This window comes from Sediminibacterium sp. GW821-FHT12F12 (genome assembly GCF_058806635.1).
On sequence record NZ_JBXAPW010000008.1, the window covers coordinates 162,879 to 185,845 of the forward strand.

The following is a 22,967-nucleotide window of genomic DNA, read 5'->3' on the forward strand; positions in this document are numbered from 1 at the left end:
TTTTGTTACTTTAGCGCGGGATCGTGAGACGTGAGACGTGAGACGTGAGACGTGAGACGTGAGACGTGAGACGTGAGACGTGAGACGTGAGTGGTGAGTGGGGAGTGGGGAGTGGGGAGTGGGGAAGCATACCAGTAAACAAATAAACCAATAAACCAATAAACAAACCACCCCTTGAGCGGAATAAAGAAACTGGCCGGACAAACGATGTGGTATGGACTCAGCTCTATTGCTGCCAGGTTTCTGGGGTACCTGTTGGCACCTTTACTTACCTATTCAAGTCATGTAAAAACGGCCGATTTCGGCAGGCAGAGTTTGTTGTACTCCGCGATCCCTGTTTTAAGTGTATTATTCACCTATGGTTTTGAAACTGCGTATTTCCGTTTTTCGGCCAAACAGGAGTATCAAAAAACGATTTACAGTACTTCTTTTCTTTCCATCCTGTTTACAACCATTATTTTTTCAGCGATCCTATGGTTCAACAGGGGATGGCTGGGCAATATAGTTGGGTTTGCAGATATACCGGTGATAGCCATTCTCACCATTGCTATCATTGCCATTGATACACTGGGGGTAATTCCATTTGCCAAACTAAGGCAGGAAGAAAGGCCCATCAAATATGCATTTGTAAGGGTAACCGGCATCTTTATCAATCTCTTGCTGGTTTGGTTCTTTGTATATTATTGTCCCATAGAAATGGCAAAAGATCCATTACATTGGGTGGGCCGCTTCTATGATAATAACCAGAACCCGATCGTTTATGTAGTATTGGCCAATGTGGTACAGAGCCTCGTTACTTTATTGCTGTTAAGCAAAGAGATTGCCATGGTTCGTTTTCATTTTGACGGGAAACTATGGAAGGAAATGATGGTATATGCACTGCCATTGGTGATCGTGGGCCTGGGTGGTATCATTAACGAAACATTCGACAGGCTGATGTTAAAAGCCTGGTTACCGGGAACTGATGAATTCCGTAATGAACAGGTAGGTATTTACAATGCCTGTTACAAATTATCATTGCTGATCACCCTGTTTGTTCAGGCTTTCCGGATGGGTGCCGAGCCTTTCTTTTTCAAACAGGCAGAAGGGCAAAATCCACAAAAGACTTATGCACGGGTAATGAAATTTTTCGTGATCGTGGTTACTACCATGTTCCTCGCAGTAAGTCTGTTCCTCCCCATCTGGTCAAGAATGATCGGACCTGCTTACCGGGTAGGTTTAGCCATTGTACCGATTCTTTTGCTCGCCAATATCTTCCTCGGTATTTATTACAACCTGAGTATCTGGTTCAAACTCAGCAACCGCACCATTGCCGGCACTTATATTACATTGATTGGCACAGCCATCACCATTGGATTGAATTACCTGCTCATCCCCTATATCGGTTATATGGCAGGTGCCTGGGCCACTTTCTTTTGTTATGGTACCATGATGGTGATCAGTTACCGCTGGGGACAGAAAGTGTACCCCGTTCCCTATGTTACCAAAAAGCTGATTGCTTATGGCGTTATCGTGCTGATCCTGTTTTTCATGCACAAAGGCATCACTTATTTTATTCCGTATACTTACTTCAGTCTTAGCCTGGGTTGCGTGTTTTTAGCTGCCTGGTGCTGGTTTATTTTATTGATAGAGAAAAAAGAGTTCAAAAAATTACCGGCAATCGGAAAATACATCCGGTAGCATATTAACCGGCTTCCTATAATTTTGCAGTATGGCGGAAGATCTCTCTATCAGTAAAGGAACAAAAGCAGAACAATACCAGGCACTTATTCCCCAGATCAAAGCACTGATCGACGGAGAACCTGACCTTGTAGCCAACCTGGCCAATATAACCGGTGCCTTAAAAGAGCAGTTCGGCTGGTTCTGGGTAGGTTTTTACCTTGTAAAAGGTGAACAACTGGTCTTAGGACCTTTTCAGGGCCCGGTAGCCTGTACCCGCATCAACAAGGGTCGGGGTGTATGTGGCACCAGCTGGGCCAAAGCCGAAACCCTGATCGTTCCAGATGTAGAAAAATTTCCCGGCCATATTGCCTGCAGCAGTTTATCCCGATCCGAGATCGTGGTACCCATGCTCCAAAACGGAATAGTGTGGGGTGTATTGGATGTAGACAGTGAATTACTGGACCAATTCGATGAAACTGACAAGACCTATTTAGAAGAAATCATCTCCCTGCTCAGCCATTAAGCGAGGAAACAGATGAACAGATGAACAGATGAACAGATGAGCAAGGAACCGAAGAAGTATTCCCCTGTTTTTCAGTTCTTTATCATTCATCTGTTCCTTGCTCATCTGTTCATCTGTTTTTTGCGCTGTATGCACGACTTAACAACCTATTAAATATTTTTCCCTTACCTTTGTCCCATTCATATACTCTCTCTACAGACTGATCACTCTTCCGTGACAAAGTTTCATCAAGTCAATTACGGGCAGGTTATATACCATCTGAGCAATTTCAGATGTTCATTTATGTAAATTATCTATTGTGTTATTCGACCAATTAAACCTTATTGAGCCCATATTACGCGCGCTCAAAACAGAAGGCTACACTACCCCAACGCCCATCCAGGAGCAATCTATCCCCATGGTTTTACAGGGAAGAGACCTGCTAGGATGTGCCCAGACCGGAACCGGCAAAACCGCCGCTTTCGCCATCCCTATACTGCAGATCCTGCACGAAAGAAAACTGGTCGGCAGTACCAATAAAGGTATCAAGGCCCTGATTTTAACCCCTACCCGCGAACTGGCCATCCAGATCGATGAAAGTTTTGCGGCCTATGGCAAACACCTGAACCTGAAACACCTGGTGATTTTTGGCGGCGTTTCGCAACAACCCCAAACCAACGCCTTGCGCAATGGCGTGGATATCCTGATCGCTACCCCGGGCCGTTTGCTGGACCTGGTAGAACAACGTTTCATCAATCTGTCACAGATCGAATTGTTTGTGCTGGATGAGGCAGACCGTATGCTGGATATGGGATTCATTCATGATGTAAAAAAGATCATCACCAAAATACCGGCTAAAAGACAAACGCTTTTCTTCTCGGCCACCATGCCAACAGAGATCGCGAAACTCTCAAGTACTATTCTGAGTAACCCGGCCAAAGTAGAAGTAACCCCGGTTTCTTCTACTGCTGAAACCATTCAGCAATCATTGTATTTTGTTGAAAAGGAAAATAAAAAACACCTCCTGATCCACCTGCTGAAAGATGCGGGTATTAAAAGTGCCCTGGTATTTACCCGTACCAAACACGGTGCCGATAAAGTGGTGAAAGAACTGAACCGAGTAGGTATTGGCGCCGAAGCCATCCACGGTAATAAATCACAGAATGCAAGGCAGCGTGCACTGGGTAATTTCAAATCGGGCGAAACCCGTGTACTGGTAGCTACCGATATCGCCGCCAGGGGGATTGATGTAGACAATCTTTCACACGTGATCAATTTTGAATTACCGAATGTACCCGAAACCTATGTACACCGTATTGGCCGTACCGGCCGGGCAGGTGCCAGTGGCATCGCATATTCTTTCTGCGATCAGGAAGAAAAAGAATTTCTGCGTGATATACAGAAACTGATCACCAATACAGTGCCGGTAGTTACCGAACACCCGTATGCGATGAGCGATACCTCACTCAGCACCTATAAATCACTGCCGCAAAAACCTGCGCAAAGCCAACGCCAGAACGGTAACAGACGTTCTTTCCGCGGAGGAGATGCCAGGAGATATGCCGGCAACCAGACAGCCAACAGAGGTAAATAAGTAAATTTTCCCCAGCGGTTCTGCCCTATCGGTTAGCCGGTAAGTGCAGAACCGTTTTTTTTGTGAAACTGATCCCATCAAACTGAGCTACAATTTGACATGAGCTGTTTCTATCTGCGCAAAAAAAACTAATTTCAGGGTCAAATTCAGGAAATGAAAAAGGTGCTTATCAGCGGGCTCGTGGCAGGTGTTATTTTGTCGGTCTTCTCATATGGTGGATTGTTTCTGGCCGTAACCATCCCGATGATGAAACCTTTTTTTGTAGAGTACCTGAGTAATGTATTTATCTCAGACAGATCGAGAGACTTCTTCTTCTACTCGCATGCCCTGCTCATCAGTATGGCACTTTCCTGGTTCTGGGAGCGTTCTAAAAAAGTATTTCACGGTCATTTTATTCTCCGCGGCCTGGAATTCGGTTTAGCCTATACCATTGCCGGCCTGCTGCCCATCCTCTGGATGACCTATAGCCAGATAGATGTATCCCAAACCATGGTCCTCTCCTGGCTGGGTTTCGGTTTCTTACAATCCTGTGCGGCGGGAATTATTTTTGCGAAAATGAATCCTTAACCGAGCGGTTTCAGGTTCAGCTTAAATTCTACACTTAACTCATCTTTGGCTTTGATGATACCACCCAGTTTGCTGGGGGGATTGAGGTTAAAGTCCGAGAAATTGATTACCCGGTCTCCTTTCAGGTGTACCATTTGTCCGCTGCCTATCGTAAACAGGTAATTGATCTCAAATCTTTTGGTAACACCGGCCAGATCAATATCTACCACTCCGGTAATGCGTGTTGGGTTTTTGAAATCAGGAAAACTGTTGATGGAGATAAACCGGATAGACAAATGCGGATACGTCTTTGCCTTCAGCGTTTTCCGCAGATCATTCGTCATCATTTTATTGTGGCAATCGAAAGATTGTATGTCCAGCTTCAATCTTCCATTCATGGGCAATACCTGTCCGCGGGCGGCTGTTCGGCTGCAGGCCAGGGTATCGGGCAGGGAATAATTGGTGATTTCACACTGGAAAGTATTGATATTGGTACTGCCATTCACGGCCAGACTGCTACCTGGCATCACCACCCAGCTGGTAATAGTCGTATCCGGAGCGTTAAACCCGGGTAATACAAATAATAATATCAGGTAAAGCCAGTTCTTTCTCATAGTGCCCCGCCACTTTCTGTTTGCTAAAAAAACGATAGCCGAATGAAATTAATTCATCCGGCTATCATACACTATAAAAAAACCCAATTATTTAAAATCCTACGATCGCTTCAATCACATATCCGTTGAATTTACCACCTGCACGATAATCAGTGGTAGGGAAATCCAGGTATTTCTGGTTAACGATCTCAGCTTTCAGCAGCACGTTTTTGGTCATGAACCAACCGGCAGCAAAAGCAGTTCTGTTCACTTTGATATCGCTGGTAAAATTGGCTAATCTGGCACTGGCAGTGTTGTAACGGATACCGGCAAACAGATTTTCTGCTTTACCGAAGCGATATACACCTTCTACTGCAAACTGGCTGGCTTTTCTGTCATCAACCTCAGTTTTGGTTCTGCCTTTAGAGAATTCATAGGTAGTGAACAGTTCAAATCCATACGCTTTCAGGAATGCATTGAACATGGTAGCAGACATTTTTTTGCTGAAACCCGGGTTCAGGCGGCCAGAGAAAGCAACGGCAGTAGAAGCAGGTAATGCACCTGGTACCCCTTTTTCCATTACGTTCTGGTAGTTAGAACCGGTACGGTCGCCACCATATAAGGTAAGACCACTACCTGCATTACTGTAATTGGTATAATGGCTCACTGCAAAACGAACCCTTACATCTTTATCTACTTTGGCATCATAACTACCTTTGAAGTAGATAGAAGGATTTTTCCTTACGTTAGGATCCTGAGTAGTGGCTATGGCAGAATCCACATTTCCTTTGATCATACCGTTGGTGATACCGATCATACCCATGAAGCCGTTTTTCTGAACATATACCTCACCACCGATTTCTGTAGCAAACGCATCCATGATATAGTTATCCATGAACGGATTGTATAAAGTCTGACCACCATCTGATCTGCGGAAGTGCTGGTCGCCATAGTTCACTTCAAAGTGACCTACTTTCAGGGTAACCAGTTTCATCACATCATCCCAGAATTTTCCTTTAAAAGGTACTTTATCGAACTGGATATAACCACCTTTTACCCAGGTTTCGTTGTGGTGACGGGAAGAGAGGTAGCTGGTCACATTCATAGCGATACCATCAGCCAGCTGTACATCCATGTATAAGTTAGCCTGAGCTGTCATAAATCCTTTACTTAATGGATAGAGACGGTTAGCACCGGTACCGGTATTATTCAAAGCGGCATTCTCGTGTTTCAGGTTCTGGAACTGCATGGTAAAACCTGAACCCCATCTGATCTTCAGTCCTTCAAACTTAACTGAATCAGCTTTAGAAGTTTCAAACTGGTTGATACCACTCTGGTCGTATGCACGGAAGTGTCCTATTTTTGGTTGTTGTGCGTTAAGGGCCACAGGTAGAACCCCGATCAAAACGAAACCAAGCATTGTTTTTAACCTGTTAATTTGCATTTTCATAAAAATGGTTTTGGGTTTATAAACAATAGTGTTATTGTTTAGTGTTATAGGTTTGTTTCTTACTTATTTACTGAGTGTGAAATCGAATTTCAGGGTAACATCGTTTCCTGTTTTAATGGTGCCCATCATAAAACTGGGCGGAACCATTCCAAACTCTTTCATGCTGAGTTTTTTAGACCCCATTACAGTAACTGTTTTATCGGGATGTACTTTACAGTTAGCAGTTACTTCTGCATCCAGTGTAGTACCCGCGATGGTTAATTTACCCACGGTTTTTACCAGGTAATCTGTACCACTGATTAAAGAAACCGTAGAAGTTGCCGCAACATAAGTGATAGTTGGGTTCTTGTCAGTTTTCAGGGCTTTATAGGCGTTCTTGTCCATCGCACCTTTACCACTTTTCAGTTCTGCGGTATTGGTAGAAAAAGACAGACCATTTAATGCGGTTAAAGCACCGGCTGTATTCAGGGTAATAGTGGCTTCACAATTGCCCTGTGCAGATTTCATATCCCAATCGTGAAGGGTAGATGTTCCGCTAACAGTTAAAGACGCATTGTTTCTGTTAGTGTACTTAACCTGGGCAAAAGCTCCCATAAACAGGATGAGCCCCAGACCCAGTGCGAAGATTTTTTTCTGTGTAGGTTGTAGTACGTTTTTCATAATCTTTTTTTTTAGTGTATTACTAAAGTAGTGGTTGGTTGTTTTGTTCTTCTTACTTTCTTACACAAACTTATAACGCTATTGAGAGCGTGAATATGATATACATCAAACGTTTTTATGATTTATATCATACTTTGGTTTTTCCGTAAATTATTTTTCATAGATTTTCAGTTGCAATCAAATGAATACCAGCAGTTTGCTATTCATTTTAACACTTTCAGGCACCGGACTCCCTTTGTAATGGAACTGTCATTTTATAATAGTTCAGTTCCATGAATGCATATGAAACTTGCAGTAAGTAGGATAAAAGAGGCAGCTTCTGCAGATATACCTGATTAATAAAGGCAGAAAATGAAGGGAGTATCTAAGAAACGTGGAATTCGCTTATTTTAGTATATATGTTACCAAGAAATCTTTTCCTGACAGCCAGTTTATGTATCAGCAGTGCTTTATTCAGCCAGCAAAAAAATACGCAGGCTTCTTATTTTCCGCCACCACAGGTATGGGAAACCAGACAACCTGCAGAACTGGGAATGAATCCTGGAAAAATCAATGAAGCCATTGCTATAGCCAAAGCAGCTGAAAGCAAAAATCCACGTAACATGGAGATCAGTCATTACCAGAGTTTCGGTAAAGAACCCTTCGGAGAAGCCATCGGTCCATTTGCAGAACGTGGTGAACCTACCGGACTGATCATTTACAAAGGTTACATCATCGCCAGTTGGGGCGAACCCCAGCGTTGCGATATGACGCATAGTGTAACCAAAAGCTTTTTATCATCTGTAGTAGGACTGGCCGTAGACCAGGGACTGATCCGGAATGTGAACGATACAGTAGCACCTTATGTTCCGCCCATTGAATTATACACCCCCCTTCCGGTAAACAGACCCGCAGAACTGTTTGGTCAGCCACAATTATTACGCTTGTTTGATACAGAGCATAACAGAACCATTACCTGGAATCATCTCTTACGCCAAACCAGCGATTGGGAAGGTACCCTATGGGGCAAACCCGATTGGGCCGACCGGCCCGACCCCGATCCGGCTAAATGGCACAACCGTAAAAGGAATACACCCGGCAGCTCCTGGGAATACAATGATGTAAGGGTAAATGTACTGGCACTGGCCGCTACCAGTGTATGGCGCAAACCTTTGCCTCAGGTACTGCAGCAATATATCATGGACCCCATCGGAGCCTCCCATACCTGGCGCTGGACAGGTTACCGCAATGCCTGGATTGTACTGGATGGGCAGGCTGTTCAATCGGTTAGTGGTGGCGGACATTGGGGCGGCGGCATGTTTATCAACGCCTATGATATGGCCCGTTTTGGCCTGCTCACTTTACACAAGGGCAACTGGAACGGCAAACAATTGCTGAGCGAGCAATGGGTAAAACAGGCGCTTACACCTACCCCGGCCAAAACAGATTACGGCTATATGAACTGGTTTCTCAATACCAATCAGAAAATGCTGCCCGATGCGCCGGCTACCACATTCATGCATATCGGCAATGGCAATAACCTGGTATATGTAGACCCCGAACATGAACTGGTAGTGGTGGTTCGCTGGATTGCGGATAACAAAGCCATGAACCAGACCATTAAAAAGATCCTGGAGTCGATTCAGCCTTAAATGCCGATCTACCCGGTTCTTTTTATCCTACCGACCAAAAAAATGCCGGTTTTTCCCAAATCCCCCTATTTTTGCGCCCCTGAGCGGATGTGGCGAAATTGGCAGACGCACTAGACTTAGGATCTAGCGCCGCGAGGCGTGTGGGTTCGACCCCCTCCATCCGCACTGATTGTTTTCAATCTTTCATTCAAAACCCGCTTTGGCGGGTTTTGTGTTTTTTGAGTGATTTGCGTAATATCTGCTTGCAGGTAGTGAGTAGAAGTTCTGTATACTTATCTGTCTACTCCTTTCCATTAAAATTGTTTCATTACCTCTTGCATGAGCTTAACAAGGGAGATAGCGGTGACACCCCCTCCCAGAGAAAACTGATCTGTTCCGGAATACACCACATAACTCCTTTCAGGTTTGATATCATCACACGCAATGTGAAAACCTTTGCTTACCACCGGAGAAGAGCTACGTTTAATTTCAATGGCCCACTTTTCTGCACCCGAAAATTCTAATACAAGGTCAATTTCTGCACCGCCGGGTGTACCATAATAATAGGGTTGTACGCCTGGTGGTGCTACCGAGAGAATGTTTTCAATCACAAACCCTTCCCAACTTCCACCTACTACCGGATGGCCGAGCAACTGATTATGGTCTGCGATGTTAAGTAAGGCATGGACGATACCGCTGTCACGCACATAAATTTTGGGTGAGCGAACCAAGCGCTTACCGATATTAAACGTCCATGGTTTCAGGCGGCGGACGAGTAATAAGTCTGTCATCAAATCCAGATAACGACCGATGGTAACACCACTCACATCAAGGTTTCTACCTAAGTTAGCCGAATTCAACACAGTGCCCTGGTGATGAGCCAGCATTGTCCAGAAACGTTCTAGTGTTTCCGCCGGTATCCGGGGGCCCAGTTGCGGGATGTCACGTTCCAAATAGGTTTTGATAAAATCACGTCTCCATTCCAGGCTATTTTTTTCTGAAGTAGCTAACAGACTTTCCGGGAATCCCCCACGACGCCAAAGTGTATGCATATCATGGGAATACTCTAATTGATTAATACCAAAAAGTTCCAGATAGGCAATCCTACCCGCCAGCGATTCGCTTGATTGACGCAGCAGATCAATGGATGCTGACCCCAGAAACAGAAACTGACCGCTTTTATTACCCTTGCGCCGTTCCTTATCAATAATTCCCCTTAACGGAGCGAATACTTCCGGTAATCGCTGAATTTCATCCAGAATAATCAGTTTATCCCGATTGGCATTGTGAAAGCTCACGATATCTCGCACTTTTTGCAAATCCAGACTGCTTTCCAGATCCAGATATACGGATGGCATTGTTTCTGCTACCTCCAGGGCAATAGTCGTTTTGCCTACCTGCCTGGGGCCTATTAAGGCAACAGAAGGGCTTCGCTTAAGTGCTTTACGGATGGTATTTGCCAGTTGGCGTTTAATCATGTATGCAAATCTAACATAAAATGTTAGATTTGCATAGTTACAAAATGGAACCGGATCTCTTTTTCCGTACATGAGCGGATGTGGCGAACTTAGCAGAGGCACTATACGTAGGATATAACACCGCGAGATGTGTGGGTTCAACCCATTTAGTTTCTACTAATTGATCATCAATCTGTTATACAACTAAATTACTCCCTCATTTCTGCTAAAACCAAAATATACAATTCTGAACTAAAAAAAGTCTCAGGGTAAAAACCAATGTTAGCTAAATAATAACTACTTTATTTGTTATATGTTTCAAAAGTTTGTAATTACATTCAGGATTTGCCTACTGATTATAGTTTCTTATCAGACTCTTTTTGCCCAAACTTTTGATTCCATCCTTGCAAAAGCCCAACAAAAATATCCTGATGGAAGTATCTATTGCCAGTCAAATAAACAACACTATGCCGCCGGCGAAACAATATATCTGAAGGCTTACCTGAAAACCGGGGCTACTAACGTTGGTTCCAACATAAAATTTAAACTATTAAAAGCGACTGGTGATGTCATCACTGAATTTACTGGGCCAATTCTCTCCCAAACGGCTATCGGCACTTTACATATACCCGAAAATCTTTTAGAAGGCAGGTATTTCATCTTTTGCTATACAGACGCAGCATCCGCCTTTAAAGCAAAAACCCTTAGCTACACCGAGGCTATTATCATTACTTCAAATAAATACCCCGACCTGGAAATACGAGCAAAACCATATTATCGAGAATCACATATCAGCTGGAAATTCGAGAATAATAAAGTTTTAAATGGTATAGAGAATGATATCTATTATTTATCCCGCGATCAGTTCGGTTATCCCCAAAAAACATCAGCATTTATTTTGAATGCAAGAAAGGATACGATTTGCTCGGGTCAGTCAGATGACATAGGAACTGGCAAACTGTTTTTTACACCTGAGCCAGGACAAAAATACCAGGTTGGCTTTATGACATCCGGAGATACCACTATTTCCGACATAAAAAAGGAAGCAGAAGAAGGAGTTAGTCTTTCCGCCTATTTACAAGACGATGCTTATATCATAGAAACCAAAAGCACCAGAGGGAATACCGCAACACCGAAACAGCTTATTGGGATAAATGGACTTAATAAACTATTTAAATTTGAATTTCAAGGACCAAGAATAGACCACAAAGTAAGATTACCCATAAAAGATCTTGAAAATGGGATAGCTACTCTTTTACTATTAGATGGTAACCAGGAAGTGCTTGCTGAAAAAAAGATTTTCGTGTTCACTGAAAACAGTAAAGCACTTAATCAGACACTATCGAACCTGACATCCCCGGATATAGATTCTGCCAATATTGTAAAAGAATGGAATAATAGCAACATTGAAGATGCTAGTATTTCGCTCATGAGTGAGCGAACAGAAGAATATTTCTCCTACCCAACAAAAAATATCACCGAGACACTCCTTTTGTTAAATTATCTTAATGAACCTCTAATTCTTCCAAAAGACTATTTCCAGTTTATTACACCTACATCGATCCAAAATATTAATGCCTTACTTGCGAGTGTTAATCTGAATATACCTCAATTTGAACAGCTTCTTACTGATAAATATGGCCCTGATTCGAAGAAAAAGATATCTGACTACCTGGAGATATATGTGAGACCAAAAGAAAATAAAAAATCATTTAAAGCAGACAACCTCAATTCGGTTTTTGTTGACAGGAGTAATAACAAGGACTTCTCTATTTTTCAAAAAAATGCAGAAAATATTTATTCGCTAAAAGGAGGCATTTTTTTTGATACAGTGAAAGTTTATTTCTCCGATAGAGCTGGCAGTGAATCTGCAAAACCAGCAACAGAATTTGTACTAGATTCTGTTGCCGGGCTGCATTTTACACACGAAGGACTTTGGATACCTGCAGATTCAAGTAGATTTGAATCTCCGATTATTACACACAGTAAACCTACCAAATCGCTCCAAAATATTGAAATAAAAAATACCATTCAGGATTCCAGCAGAAACCTAAACGAGGTTACGGTAGTTTCTACAATCACATTAAGACAAAAAACAAAGCTTTTAGACAAAAGATATACGAAAGGATTATTTAGTGGACAGGCAGATAAGGTTTTGGATCTTGTTAACGAACCATATGGCGATTTTAGTTTGTCTGTCTGGAATTATATTATGCTATCATATCCCAATACAATTGCAAGAAACACCACCCACAGTTGGACATTTTACTTAAATGAAGGCATCGTTAGCAGAGAAGAATTAATGAATATATATGTAAAAGATGTAGCACTCGTGAAAATATTTTTATTGGGCATGGCCGGCAGGCCTTCCATTGTTGTGTATACTAAAAAAACAGAAGATTTACCCGGCCAATATCTTAATAGCACTACTAACCCTTTTATAACTCTCGCGGGTTATTCAATAGCGATGCCTTTTATTGAAGAAGCTAATACTAATTTAGGAAAAAGTAATACACAGATAGCATTACAATGGATACCCTATTTAAACGAATCAGACTTATACACTTCACTTCAGAAAACCAAGCAAAAAAATACTAAGATTCCCCGAAAGACTACCATTCTCATTCAAGGAATCTTAGTAAACGGGAATAGTTTTTTCTTTAAAAAAATATTGCCCTAACGCTCAACTACTAACCCACAGTTTGCCACTAAGAATTCGGAGGCACCCCTCCATCCGAACCAACTTATTCAAACAAAAGGCTCACGGTGTGAGCTTTTTGTTTTTAGCGATCTGGAACACTCTCGAGAGGTTAAACCCGAAACGTAATTCTCCTTTGGACCAGCTATTGGTAGTTTCTGTAATGAAAGCACGTTCATTCATTCCCGCTGCATTGGACACATGCAGCTGAAATACGTGTCCGCCGGTTTCAATATCTACCCCCACAGACAGCGGATGGTAATTGATTCCTTTTTCAATGCCGTTTACCACATAAAAATAATCCCAGGTAAGTGCCATCCGGTTAGATACTTTGGCGCGGCCACCAAAACCTACTGCATAAATATCATTGGGCTGAGTTTGCAGGGCCACGAGGTTATTATGCACTAATGTTGGCGATAACTGCAACGTAAAGCCTTCACTGATCTTGCGGCCAATGATGGTCTGAAAATAATAGGCCAGCCGGGAAGAAAAATAATTCTTGATGGTAGGATCGGCCCAGGGTAAGGTATTCATTGTCATTCCTCCCACCAAAGCTACAGTAACCGGAAAACTGCCCTCGCCGGTGCTTTGTTGAAAGGGTGCATATTTCACATATCCATCCAGTTCTTTTTTAAAAGTGCTGCGGCCAAAACCAAACATCAGGTTCCTGCGCAAACCAAAATCAAAACCCATGCGCATACTGGCCTGGTCAAGACCGAATAAATTATCAAAACCCTGACTCACCAATCCAAAACGGTGCAGGATCCGGAAGTCAAGTGTACCCGGTGCCAGAAATTCCATCGAGTGCCCGTTAATTACCCGCGGTGATTTAAAGGCATATTTTACATATTCTTTCCTGGGCTTGTCTTCGCCCACCAGCTTCAGCAGGTCCGTTTCCTGGGCGATTATTTGAGTAGTGGATAAGCCCAGCAGGCATATCAACAATATGGTATTCTTTCTCATACATGTTTTTTAGGGGGTACGAATTATTTCAAAGGATCCAGCAAACAGTCTACCGTGATCTTGGCGGTTTTAGCTACTTTATCTGCCACCAGTTGCGGAATGGTAACACCATAATCGGCCAACTGCTCGGAAAAAACAGACTGCACCTGAATTTTGCCGGCTTTCACTGTCAGCTTACCTTCCGCTTCAACCTCTTTGGTTTGTCCATGCATGGTCAGTTTCCCTTTTACTTTCACCGGGTAAACTCCGTCTTTACCGTAGTTAACAACCGTACCCGCAAGAATAGCACCTCTGAATTCTGTTTTAGGAAATTTGTTGCTCTCCACATAATTCTCATTAAAATGTTCCTGCATCAAAGCCCTGTCAAATTCAAAGGCTTTCATTAATACAGCCATTTGCAGATTTCCTGTTTTGGTATCCAGCACACAGGTCACGGTTTTATTCACGCCTTCAATATTTTCAGGCGACTTGGGAGAAGTAGCATCAAAAGAGATCCTGCCACTCTTGGTAAAAAATTTATCCTGGGCAGTTATGTTTTTGATGACAAACAGGGCCAGTATACAAATGATCAGCTTTTTCATAAAAATGCATTTAAGGTTTTAGTAAATTTTGTGGAACAGAACGGTTCAGCAGCACATCTGCACCCAGACCCATATCATCAGCATTGTATCCGGTACAGATACCTTTAATGGTAATCCTGGTTCCCGTACTGAAGGGTCCGGTAACCGATCCGGGATCACCGTTCATGATACAACGTACCGATGAGAGGGAAGCCGTATCTCCGATGACCAGGGTTTGTACACCGGCACTATCGCTGCTCTGCGATTTGATCATGCCTGTTACAGCCAGTACTTTACCGAGATAAAGTGTATTTGCTTTTTTCTCATCCTGCTGAAATGCTTCCAGTAACTGTGTACCGGTTAGTTCATACGCCGGTGTCAGATCAGCTGTATCAGGTGCTTTTCGGTTAAACTCATGATACACATATACCGCTCCCAAAACAAGTAGGACCAGGACAGGGATCAACACTCTTGTGATTGTTTTCTTAGACATGTGCTCAGTTATAAGTATTAATTATTTAATGCCCCACCATCTATCCACTTTTTGATCGCAGCCAGCTGGCAGGTGGTCATTTTGGATGTACCCTGCGGCATGGGAATAAACCCAGCTGCATGACTGATACTGCCATATAATTTTCCATTCACCGCGATAGCTTTATCAGTAGCATAGGTTCCCATATTAATACCACCCGAACCACCGGTGGGTGTATGGCATCCGTAACACTGGTTTTTCAGCAGGGGTACTATTTTTTGAGAATAGGAGATAACGGTGCTGGTGTCGCAGGACACGGCCGAACCAGTGGGATATAGCAGATCGGCTTTATCATAATAACAGGAATAGAATGATATAATCAGGAAGCCGATTAAAAGAAATAAGATTGACTTTTTCATGGTTACTATATTTAATTGTTCGGCGTTCCCGCGTTGATCCATTTTTGAATTTGTGTGATTTCACAGTCAGGCATTTTTACACCTCCTTTGGGCATCGCAGAAATACCGGCTGTCCATTTTACAGATCCCAGTAATTTTCCACTGAGGGCCGATGTTTTCACAGTTGCATAGGAAGCGAGGTCTACACCTCCACCCAGTGAAGCGCTGTTATGACATCCTACACATTTGGTAGCGAGTAAGGGTTTGATGGCCGTACTGTATTTGAAATCGGTGGTATCGCATTTATCGCAGACATTGTTTACCGCACCCTGGTTAATCCATTTCTGGATTTTTGCCAACTGGTCGGTGCTCATGGCCGGCATGGGCGGTGGGGGCATCCGGTCTTTATCGGTACGGATGATTTCTTTATACAATTTGCTGCCGCCGGCATTCCGGGGCGAAACAATTTTCAGGATGCCGGTATACGTGGTCAGGTTCAGTCCTTCTGCATGGGTAACCGCATCATGACAACCAGCCATGGCACAGCCGGCATTGATCATGGGTTGGATTTCGTTGGCAAAATAGACAGAATCCGGACTGCAGGTACGTCCCGAAGTTCCGGGGTTGGGCACTTCCGTTACCACAGTGGTACCTGCCGGAAACGGGATCTCATGTTTACAGGCAAAAAATACCAGTACGGTTACTACGGTCAGTAAACCGGTTTTTACGCTCATTATTTTCATAAAATTTGTTTAAGCTGATGTAGACATCCGGGTAGGTGCAGGCAGGAACGGGCATTCGGTTCCGGCTGTAACTACAGGAATGACTTTACACTAAGGTTTCAAGACAAGGGTAAACATCAGGCCATTGCGGCAGGAGGGCGTAAAAGTGAATCTGTATAAGGGAACAAAATAGCTTCGGGCATTCCTGAAGGAAACGGAATGCTTTCCAGCAAAAAAGAATGTAGTGTAGTAGAAAATACCAGCGGTGGTGTTGTGGCCGGCAGGTTGCTCGGGTGTATCAGGTTCTTAAAAGGTAATTCATGATCCATGGCATCATCTGCCGTTATACCATCATCGCCCACATAATGTTCGCTGATATAATCCACAAAACCTTCCCGGGGATTCATGAGCAGGTGAAGCTGGTAATGCTGATAAATTTTGTGCACAGACAAAAGCTGGCATAATTCTGTGTTTCCCAGAATATGCAACAACAGCATTGATATCAGCAGCGGTTTCCTCATGTGTTAGTAATCAACCAAAATTGATGCCAGCGACCGCCAGATTATCTCATTTTAAGATAATGTTATACAAATTAATATATTTATATATATTATAGTGGTCTTGTACCATCTTTTGATTACAAAGGTAGAGCCCTTTCCGCCACTTTCCGTTGCCTGCGATTGAAAAAACATCTTTCAGGGTGAGATGAATGGGATTTTTGCTTAAAAACCGGCAAGAACCTCGTGGTTTCAGACAATCCCTTACCTTTGCACCCCAAATTTTAAGAATTCTAAAAATTCCATCATGGCATCTGTTACCAGAGAGAACATTGGTTTATTGAACGACAAACTGACCGTTCAGCTGAATAAAGAAGATTATTATAACGGCTTTGAACAAAGCCTGAAAAAATATGCCAAAACCGCCAATATCCCCGGTTTCCGTAAGGGTATGGTTCCTGCCGGACTGGTTAAGAAAATGTACGGCCAGGGCGTTTTTAATGATGAAGTACTGCGTAAGGTAGAAGCCGAACTGAACGCCTACCTGAACAATGAAAAACTGGAGATTTTTGCCCAGCCCCTGCCATTGGATAACGATGCAGCCAAACTGGATATGAACAATCCGGTTGAATACACTTTTTCTTTTGAAATAGGCCTGAAACCGGATGTGAAGGTAGATGCCAGCAAGATTAACGTAACCCGCTACAAGATCAATGTAACCGATGAAATGGTACAGGAAGAAGTGGAGCGCTTACAGATCCGCAACGGTAAAATGACAGAACCAGAAACCGTTACCGGTGAGGATAATGTGGTGAATGTAAAATTCATTGAGTGCGATCAGGAAGGTAATGAAGTGGAAGGTGGTATCAGCAAAGACAATTCACTGCTGGTGAAATATTTTGAAGCCGGTTTCCGCAGGAACCTGATGGGTAAAAAGAAAGATGATACCCTGGTATTGCAGTTGAGCAAAGCGTTTGAAGACAAAGAAAAAGAAGCCATTCTGGGAGATCTGGGACTGAGTAAAGAAGATGGCGATAAATATTTCAAGATCCTGATCACTAAAGTAGGTCTTGTAGAAAAAGCCGAACTGAACGAAGAATTTTTCCTCGCTGTATATCCTAACAAGGAGATCAAATCTGAAGCTGATTTCCGTGCAGCGGTAAAAGCGGAGATTGATGCGCATTTTGATCAGCAATCCCGCAACCAGATCTTCGACCAGATCTATCACCACTTGGTAGACCATACCGAAATGCAGTTCCCCGAAAGTTTCCTGAAACGCTGGTTACAAACCGGTGGTGAACAGCCTAAAACGGCCGAAGAAGCAGAGCAGGACTACCCTACTTTTGTGAACCAGTTAAAATGGACCCTGGTAAGCAGCCAACTGATCCAGGACAATAAGATCGAAGTAATGCCTGACGATATCCGTGATTTTGCCAAACAGCAGCTGTTCAGCTACATGGGTGGCCAGTTAGGTGCCCTGGGCGATAACCAGCAGTGGGTAGATGATTATGCCAACCGCATGATGCAGGACCGCAAATTTGTGGAAGACAGCTACCACCGCATCAGCACAGACAAAATGTTTACCGCGCTGGAAGGACAGGTAAAGGCCAAAGAAGAAGCCATCAGCGCCGAAGATTTTGCCAAGAAACTGCACCATCATCATCATTAATCCCAACACCCCTGAAACAGGCGTGAGAACATACCTGAATGCCGGACCTGCTTGGTCCGGCATTTTTATATCGGAAATTCTGTCTACAGTCTACAGATCTACGGTCGTGGACATGGTTAGAAGCAGCAATATGGCCTGACTTGTTGTCGTAAAATCCAAATTGCACAGTATTTGCCTGTAGAATTCATTCTTGAAATAGCAAATCACTTATCTTCAAAGCGAAAATCGTAACACATGAACCTTGGACAAGAATTTGAGAAATACGCGGTAAAACACAGGGGCATCAGCAGTGCCACTTTGCATAATTACCAACAACAGGGGTTTACCAACCTCACTCCCTATATCATTGAAGAAAGACCGTTGAATGTAGCCAGCATGGATGTATTCAGCCGTTTGATGATGGATCGCATCATTTTCCTCGGAGAAGGTATCAATGATTATGTGGCCAATATTGTAACGGCCCAGCTACTCTTCCTCGAAAGTACAGACCGTACCCGTGATATCCAGATGTACATCAACAGTCCCGGTGGTAGCGTATATGCCGGTTTGGGTATTTATGATACCATGCAGTTTATCAGTCCGGATGTAGCTACCATCTGTACCGGTATTGCCGCTAGTATGGGTCAGATCCTGTTATGTGCGGGTATCCAGGGTAAAAGAACTGCTTTGAAACACAGCCGTATCATGATGCACCAGCCCAGTGGCGCCATTGGCGGACAGGCAACGGATATCGAGATCACGGCCCGTGAGATCAAGAAACTGAAGCAGGAACTCTATGCCGTAACCGCGCATCATACCGGAAAAGACGTAGAAACCATTGCCAAAGACAGCGACCGTGATTTCTGGATGACCGCCACTGAAGCCAAGGAATATGGTTTGATTGATGAGGTGTTGTTTATGAATCCGAGAAAAGAGAAGAAAAGCTGATCGTAGTGAATAGTCAGTGGTGAATAGTGAATGAGAACATTCAATTCACTATTCCCAATTGCCCACTCACAATTGCCCATTCACAAAAAATAAAATTGAAAAAATGATCGACGCAAAATATATCAACCCCTACTTACAGGAAGACGACGAAGAAAACGAACCCGCTAAAGAAGAAAAACCAGAACCCATGACCGGCTTTATGATGAAGAAGATGGAAAAACTCTTCTTCGAAAAAAGAGCCGTGTATTTATGGGGCGTGGTAGATGATAAGTCTGCCCGTGATGTGGTAAGCAAATTACTGTTGCTGGATGCGGACAAACCCGGTCAGGAGATCAAATTCTATATCAACAGTCCGGGAGGCGTAGTTACCAGCGGTATGGTCATTTATGATACCATGAAGCTGATCCAGAGTCCGGTAAGCACCATCTGTATGGGACTTGCGGCCAGTATGGGCTCTATTTTACTCAGTGCCGGCACCAAGGGCAAACGTTTTGTATACCCGCATGCCGAGATCATGATACACCAGCCAAGCCTGGGCGGTTATTTTCAGGCAACCAGTGCCGATATCGAGATCCAGGCCAACCAGATCCGCAAAACCAAGGAACTGGGTGCCAAAATACTGGCCGATAACTGCGGTAAAACCGTAGAACAGATCATGAAGGATTTTGACCGGGATTACTGGATGGACGCCAAAGAAGCGGTGGCTTACGGTATTGTAGACGCGGTTTTAGACAAAATCTAAGCCCGTTCGACCGTTTTTACACGGTTTTTACTCAAAACAGACGCGCAGACCCCCGAACTGTGGTAGCTTTGCAACAATAAGCCGCCAACAGGTGTCTTTTATTATTATACGTGAAGGAAACAGATTATGGCGAAAGCATCTCAATTACATTGTTCTTTTTGTGGCCGCAACCGCGATGAGGTAAAAATTCTCATTGCCGGGCAGGATGGTCATATCTGTGAGAACTGTGTAGAACATGCCCAGGAAATTATTGCACAGGAATTATCAACCAAACAGGAAAACAGCACCAACGCTAATTTCAAACTCAATGTTCGCCGTCCGGCGGAGATCAAGAAATTCCTGGATGAATATGTAATTGGCCAGGATGATGCCAAAAAGGTATTGTCGGTAGCCGTTTACAATCACTACAAACGGGTTAACAGCAAAGCCCAGCAGGATGAGGTAGAAATTGAAAAGAGCAATATCATTATGGTGGGCGAAACCGGTACGGGTAAAACCCTGCTGGCCAAAACCATTGCCCGCCTGCTGAATGTTCCCTTTGCCATTGTAGATGCAACCGTATTTACCGAAGCGGGATATGTGGGAGAAGATGTGGAGAGTATGTTGACCCGCCTGTTACAGAACTGTAATTATGATGTAACCGCTGCCGAACGCGGGATTGTATATGTGGATGAGCTGGACAAGATCGCCCGTAAAGGCGATAACCCCTCTATCACCCGCGATGTAAGCGGTGAAGGGGTACAGCAGGGATTGCTGAAAATGCTGGAAGGGACCGAAGTACTGGTACCCCCGCAGGGAGGCCGTAAACATCCGGAGCAGAAAATGATCAAAGTGGATACGAAAAATATTCTCTTTATCTGCGGTGGTGCTTTTGATGGAATTGACAAAGTGATCGCCCGCAGGGTAAACACCAATGCCATCGGCTTCAGTGTAAACAAGGAAGAACAGGAGCACCAGCGTAAAAACCTGCTACAGTTCATCAATGCCACTGACCTGAAAAGTTTTGGCTTGATCCCGGAACTGCTCGGACGTTTACCCGTGATCACCCACCTGAACCCGTTGGATGCGGAAACACTCAGAAATATCCTGACCGAACCCCGCAACTCACTCATCAAACAATTTACCCGCCTGTTTGAGCTGGAGGGCATTGAACTGATCATGGATAACGAAGTGCTTGATTTTATGGTGAAGAAAGCCCTAGAATACAAACTGGGTGCCCGGGGCTTACGCAGTATCTGCGAAAGTATCCTCACCGATGCCATGTTTGAATTACCCGGCACCGATACCAAACAGCTGCATATTACCCTCGATTACGCAGAGCAGATGTTCAGCAAAAGCAAGATCAGTGCATTAAAAGTAGCCTGATCAACTGCTTACTTACCGATAAACACATTAGCGATGGGAATAAGTTCTTGTCGCTTTTTTGTGGGGAGCCAGTAATTTGCATCGTGAGTCGTGAGTCGTGAGTCGTGAGTCGTGAGTCGTGAGTCGTGAGTCGTGAGTCGTGAGTCGTGAGTCGTGAGTCGTGAATGGTGAATGGTATTGCACTTTACACAAAACTTAGAACCTAATACTTAGAACATAAAACTTACTTAAACTCTCCCAATCATGAATGAACTTGTAGAGCGCCTGGTGAAAGAAGCGAAACTGAATCCGGAACAGGCACAGAAAGCCATTGAGACCATTGCCAATTTTGTAAAAGAAAGATTCCCCATGCTGGGTGGCGCGGTTGACCAGATTTTTGCTGCCGGAAACAAAAACGAAGACTAGGGAACAGATGAACCGATGAACCGACGAGCAAGGAACCGATGATCTGATGAGTAGGTGAAGAGCTATTTAATAAATATACTTCGTCTGTTCATCGGTTCATCTGTTCGTCTGTTCATTATGTGAGTGGCATACGTATCGTGAATGTACTTCCTTTGCCGGGTTCGCTTTCTACAATGAGTTCTCCGCCGGCTTTGCTGATGAGATCGCGGCAGAGCATTAAACCGAACCCACTTCCTTTTTCATAAGAAGTGCCGGTGGTATTGTAGTATTGTTTGGCGTTCACTTTTTCAATCGCTTCTTTTGTCATACCAATGCCATTGTCTTTTACGGCCAGGTACAGGCAATGGTCATCGCCCAAACGGGAAGTAATATCGATAGTTCCGTTTTCGTTGGTGAACTTGATGGCATTACTGATCAGGTTACGGCATACGATCCGCATCATTTCTTTTTCTGCAACAATAGCCAGATCACGGTCTACCAGATTCCGTAGTGTGATCTTCTTTTTCATCAGTGGCATGCGGTGTTCTTCCTCCAGCACTTTGATCAGCTGGTGCAGTCCTACTTTTACTTTATCATCTTCCTTACCATCCATTTGCCCCTTGATCCAGAACAGAAGGTTATCCAGCAGGGATGTGGTGCCCAGGTACTGCGTCTCAAGCAGTTGCAGTAAACGATCCGCTTCTTCCGGTGGAACCATGCCCTGGTTTACGAGGTTCAACACCCCTTTGGTATTCACCAATGGAGTACGGAGATCGTGCGATATGATAGAGAGCAGTTTGTTTTTGGTTTTGTTATCTTCCTCGAGTAGGAGGTTCTGGTGAGAGATCTCTTTGTTCAACTGATCAAGTGAAGCGGAATTCTTTTCAATGATCTCATTTTTTTGCTTCAGTTCTTTACCAAAGAAACGCTGACGCTGGTAGTTTACCAGGGCCAGCACGGCCAGTACGGCCACAATAATCAGGATAAAAGTACCTACGGTGATAATGAGTAACTGCTCTTTCTGTACCTGTTTCTGTTTTTCCAGGTCTTTCTCTGCATTGGTATTTTTGGCGTTCTGGTTCTTGATCACTTCAATGAAATTGAGCGCATACTCTTTTTCATTGGCGATCTGCAGGTTCAATACATTTACCAGCGAATCCTGCCATTCTGAGGCCCGCATAATATCATTTTTCTGCCGGTACACATCAATTACCCTGGCAGAAGCATCTTTCATCAGGTTATACGCAGATACCACATAGGCACAGCCATACGCTTCTTTGGCATCGGCAATGGATGCATCGCTCCTTCCCTGCTGCTGACGAATGGAAGCCAGTTGCAGCTGGTTCAGTGCGGCTCCGAATTTATCGTTCAACAGCCTGTCTATGGCAAGCGATTTCAGGTAATATTCTTCGGACCTGGCTAAGAAGCTGTTTGAGTTAAATAAATAAAAGAGGCTAATGTGGAAAGGATAGACTAAAGATTGGAAGTCAGTCGTT

22 protein-coding genes and 1 tRNA gene are annotated in these 22,967 nt (G+C 43.8%); 12 read left to right on the plus strand and 11 right to left on the minus strand.

Annotated features, from left to right (window positions below; translation table 11 throughout):
- Positions 1–174: 174 nt before the first annotated feature.
- The 4 genes from AC1RNB_RS12730 to AC1RNB_RS12745 all read left to right on the plus strand — a co-directional run bounded on the left by AC1RNB_RS12730 (position 175) and on the right by AC1RNB_RS12745 (position 4,325).
- Positions 175–1,680, plus strand: coding sequence for a lipopolysaccharide biosynthesis protein (locus AC1RNB_RS12730; RefSeq protein ID WP_493083323.1), 1,506 nt, complete (start codon positions 175–177; stop codon positions 1,678–1,680).
- Between the two features lie 31 nt (positions 1,681–1,711).
- Positions 1,712–2,185, plus strand: coding sequence for a GAF domain-containing protein (locus AC1RNB_RS12735; protein WP_493083325.1), 474 nt, complete (start codon positions 1,712–1,714; stop codon positions 2,183–2,185).
- Positions 2,186–2,483: 298 nt separating this feature from the next.
- Positions 2,484–3,758 (plus strand): DEAD/DEAH box helicase, encoded by a 1,275-nt coding sequence (locus AC1RNB_RS12740; protein ID WP_493083326.1) that lies wholly within the window; start codon positions 2,484–2,486, stop codon positions 3,756–3,758.
- Between the two features lie 153 nt (positions 3,759–3,911).
- Entirely contained in the window at positions 3,912–4,325 is a 414-nt protein-coding gene (locus tag AC1RNB_RS12745) for a hypothetical protein (RefSeq protein ID WP_493083327.1), read from the plus strand.
- Here the strand turns inward: AC1RNB_RS12745 and AC1RNB_RS12750 are convergent.
- From AC1RNB_RS12750 to AC1RNB_RS12760, 3 genes are all read right to left on the minus strand, one after another.
- Positions 4,322–4,918 carry a YceI family protein gene (locus AC1RNB_RS12750; protein WP_493083329.1) on the minus strand — a complete coding sequence of 199 codons (597 nt, stop codon included), beginning with the start codon at positions 4,916–4,918 and terminating at the stop codon, positions 4,322–4,324. The two genes, AC1RNB_RS12745 and AC1RNB_RS12750, sit on opposite strands and share 4 nt — an antisense overlap.
- Before the next feature lie 91 nt (positions 4,919–5,009).
- Complete coding sequence (locus AC1RNB_RS12755) at positions 5,010–6,347, minus strand: hypothetical protein (protein WP_493083331.1); 1,338 nt, start codon at positions 6,345–6,347, stop codon at positions 5,010–5,012.
- 63 nt (positions 6,348–6,410) lie between these two features.
- On the minus strand, positions 6,411–7,007 hold the full coding sequence (locus AC1RNB_RS12760; RefSeq protein WP_493083333.1) for a YceI family protein: 597 nt from the start codon (positions 7,005–7,007) through the stop codon (positions 6,411–6,413).
- A 398-nt stretch (positions 7,008–7,405) separates the two neighbouring features.
- Here AC1RNB_RS12760 and AC1RNB_RS12765 point away from each other — a divergent pair, with 398 nt between their 5' ends.
- Together AC1RNB_RS12765 and AC1RNB_RS12770 are read left to right on the plus strand one after the other, a co-directional pair.
- Positions 7,406–8,638, plus strand: a complete 1,233-nt coding sequence (locus AC1RNB_RS12765) for a serine hydrolase domain-containing protein (protein WP_493083335.1) — start codon at positions 7,406–7,408, stop codon at positions 8,636–8,638.
- A gap of 83 nt (positions 8,639–8,721) precedes the next feature.
- Positions 8,722–8,803 (plus strand) — tRNA-Leu (locus AC1RNB_RS12770).
- A 128-nt stretch (positions 8,804–8,931) separates the two neighbouring features.
- On the opposite strand, the gene AC1RNB_RS12775 is transcribed toward AC1RNB_RS12770, so the two are convergent.
- Positions 8,932–10,095: an ATP-binding protein gene (locus AC1RNB_RS12775; protein ID WP_493083337.1), complete on the minus strand. Its 1,164-nt coding sequence runs from the start codon at positions 10,093–10,095 to the stop codon at positions 8,932–8,934.
- Positions 10,096–10,387: 292 nt separating this feature from the next.
- Between AC1RNB_RS12775 and AC1RNB_RS12780 the strand changes: the two genes are divergently transcribed.
- Complete coding sequence (locus AC1RNB_RS12780) at positions 10,388–12,754, plus strand: hypothetical protein (protein ID WP_493083339.1); 2,367 nt, start codon at positions 10,388–10,390, stop codon at positions 12,752–12,754.
- An 81-nt stretch (positions 12,755–12,835) separates the two neighbouring features.
- Here the strand turns inward: AC1RNB_RS12780 and AC1RNB_RS12785 are convergent, their stop codons facing one another.
- The 6 genes from AC1RNB_RS12785 to AC1RNB_RS12810 form a co-directional block, all read right to left on the minus strand.
- Complete coding sequence (locus AC1RNB_RS12785; protein ID WP_493083341.1) at positions 12,836–13,735, minus strand: DUF5777 family beta-barrel protein; 900 nt, start codon at positions 13,733–13,735, stop codon at positions 12,836–12,838.
- A 23-nt stretch (positions 13,736–13,758) separates the two neighbouring features.
- Positions 13,759–14,316, minus strand: coding sequence for a YceI family protein (locus AC1RNB_RS12790; protein ID WP_493083342.1), 558 nt, complete (start codon positions 14,314–14,316; stop codon positions 13,759–13,761).
- 10 nt (positions 14,317–14,326) lie between these two features.
- Positions 14,327–14,788: an OB-fold protein gene (locus AC1RNB_RS12795; RefSeq protein ID WP_493083344.1), complete on the minus strand. Its 462-nt coding sequence runs from the start codon at positions 14,786–14,788 to the stop codon at positions 14,327–14,329.
- Positions 14,789–14,805: 17 nt separating this feature from the next.
- Complete coding sequence (locus tag AC1RNB_RS12800) at positions 14,806–15,186, minus strand: hypothetical protein (RefSeq protein ID WP_493083346.1); 381 nt, start codon at positions 15,184–15,186, stop codon at positions 14,806–14,808.
- Positions 15,187–15,197: 11 nt separating this feature from the next.
- Positions 15,198–15,908: a c-type cytochrome domain-containing protein gene (locus AC1RNB_RS12805; RefSeq protein ID WP_493083347.1), complete on the minus strand. Its 711-nt coding sequence runs from the start codon at positions 15,906–15,908 to the stop codon at positions 15,198–15,200.
- 116 nt (positions 15,909–16,024) lie between these two features.
- On the minus strand, positions 16,025–16,333 hold the full coding sequence (locus AC1RNB_RS12810) for a hypothetical protein (protein ID WP_493083349.1): 309 nt from the start codon (positions 16,331–16,333) through the stop codon (positions 16,025–16,027).
- 358 nt (positions 16,334–16,691) lie between these two features.
- Here AC1RNB_RS12810 and tig point away from each other — a divergent pair, with 358 nt between their 5' ends.
- From tig to AC1RNB_RS12835, 5 genes are all read left to right on the plus strand, one after another.
- Positions 16,692–18,053, plus strand: a complete 1,362-nt coding sequence (gene tig, locus AC1RNB_RS12815; protein WP_493083351.1) for a trigger factor — start codon at positions 16,692–16,694, stop codon at positions 18,051–18,053.
- A 234-nt stretch (positions 18,054–18,287) separates the two neighbouring features.
- The gene (locus tag AC1RNB_RS12820; protein ID WP_493083353.1) at positions 18,288–18,980 is read left to right on the plus strand and encodes a ClpP family protease; all 693 of its coding nucleotides are present in this window, start codon (positions 18,288–18,290) and stop codon (positions 18,978–18,980) included.
- A gap of 103 nt (positions 18,981–19,083) precedes the next feature.
- Positions 19,084–19,722: a ClpP family protease gene (locus tag AC1RNB_RS12825; protein ID WP_493083355.1), complete on the plus strand. Its 639-nt coding sequence runs from the start codon at positions 19,084–19,086 to the stop codon at positions 19,720–19,722.
- A 126-nt stretch (positions 19,723–19,848) separates the two neighbouring features.
- The gene (gene clpX / locus AC1RNB_RS12830; protein WP_493083357.1) at positions 19,849–21,087 is read left to right on the plus strand and encodes an ATP-dependent Clp protease ATP-binding subunit ClpX; all 1,239 of its coding nucleotides are present in this window, start codon (positions 19,849–19,851) and stop codon (positions 21,085–21,087) included.
- Positions 21,088–21,330: 243 nt separating this feature from the next.
- Positions 21,331–21,492 (plus strand): hypothetical protein, encoded by a 162-nt coding sequence (locus AC1RNB_RS12835; protein ID WP_493083359.1) that lies wholly within the window; start codon positions 21,331–21,333, stop codon positions 21,490–21,492.
- Positions 21,493–21,607: 115 nt separating this feature from the next.
- Here the strand turns inward: AC1RNB_RS12835 and AC1RNB_RS12840 are convergent.
- Positions 21,608–22,967: sensor histidine kinase (locus tag AC1RNB_RS12840; protein WP_493083361.1), on the minus strand; the 1,360-nt coding region annotated here is incomplete at its 5' end.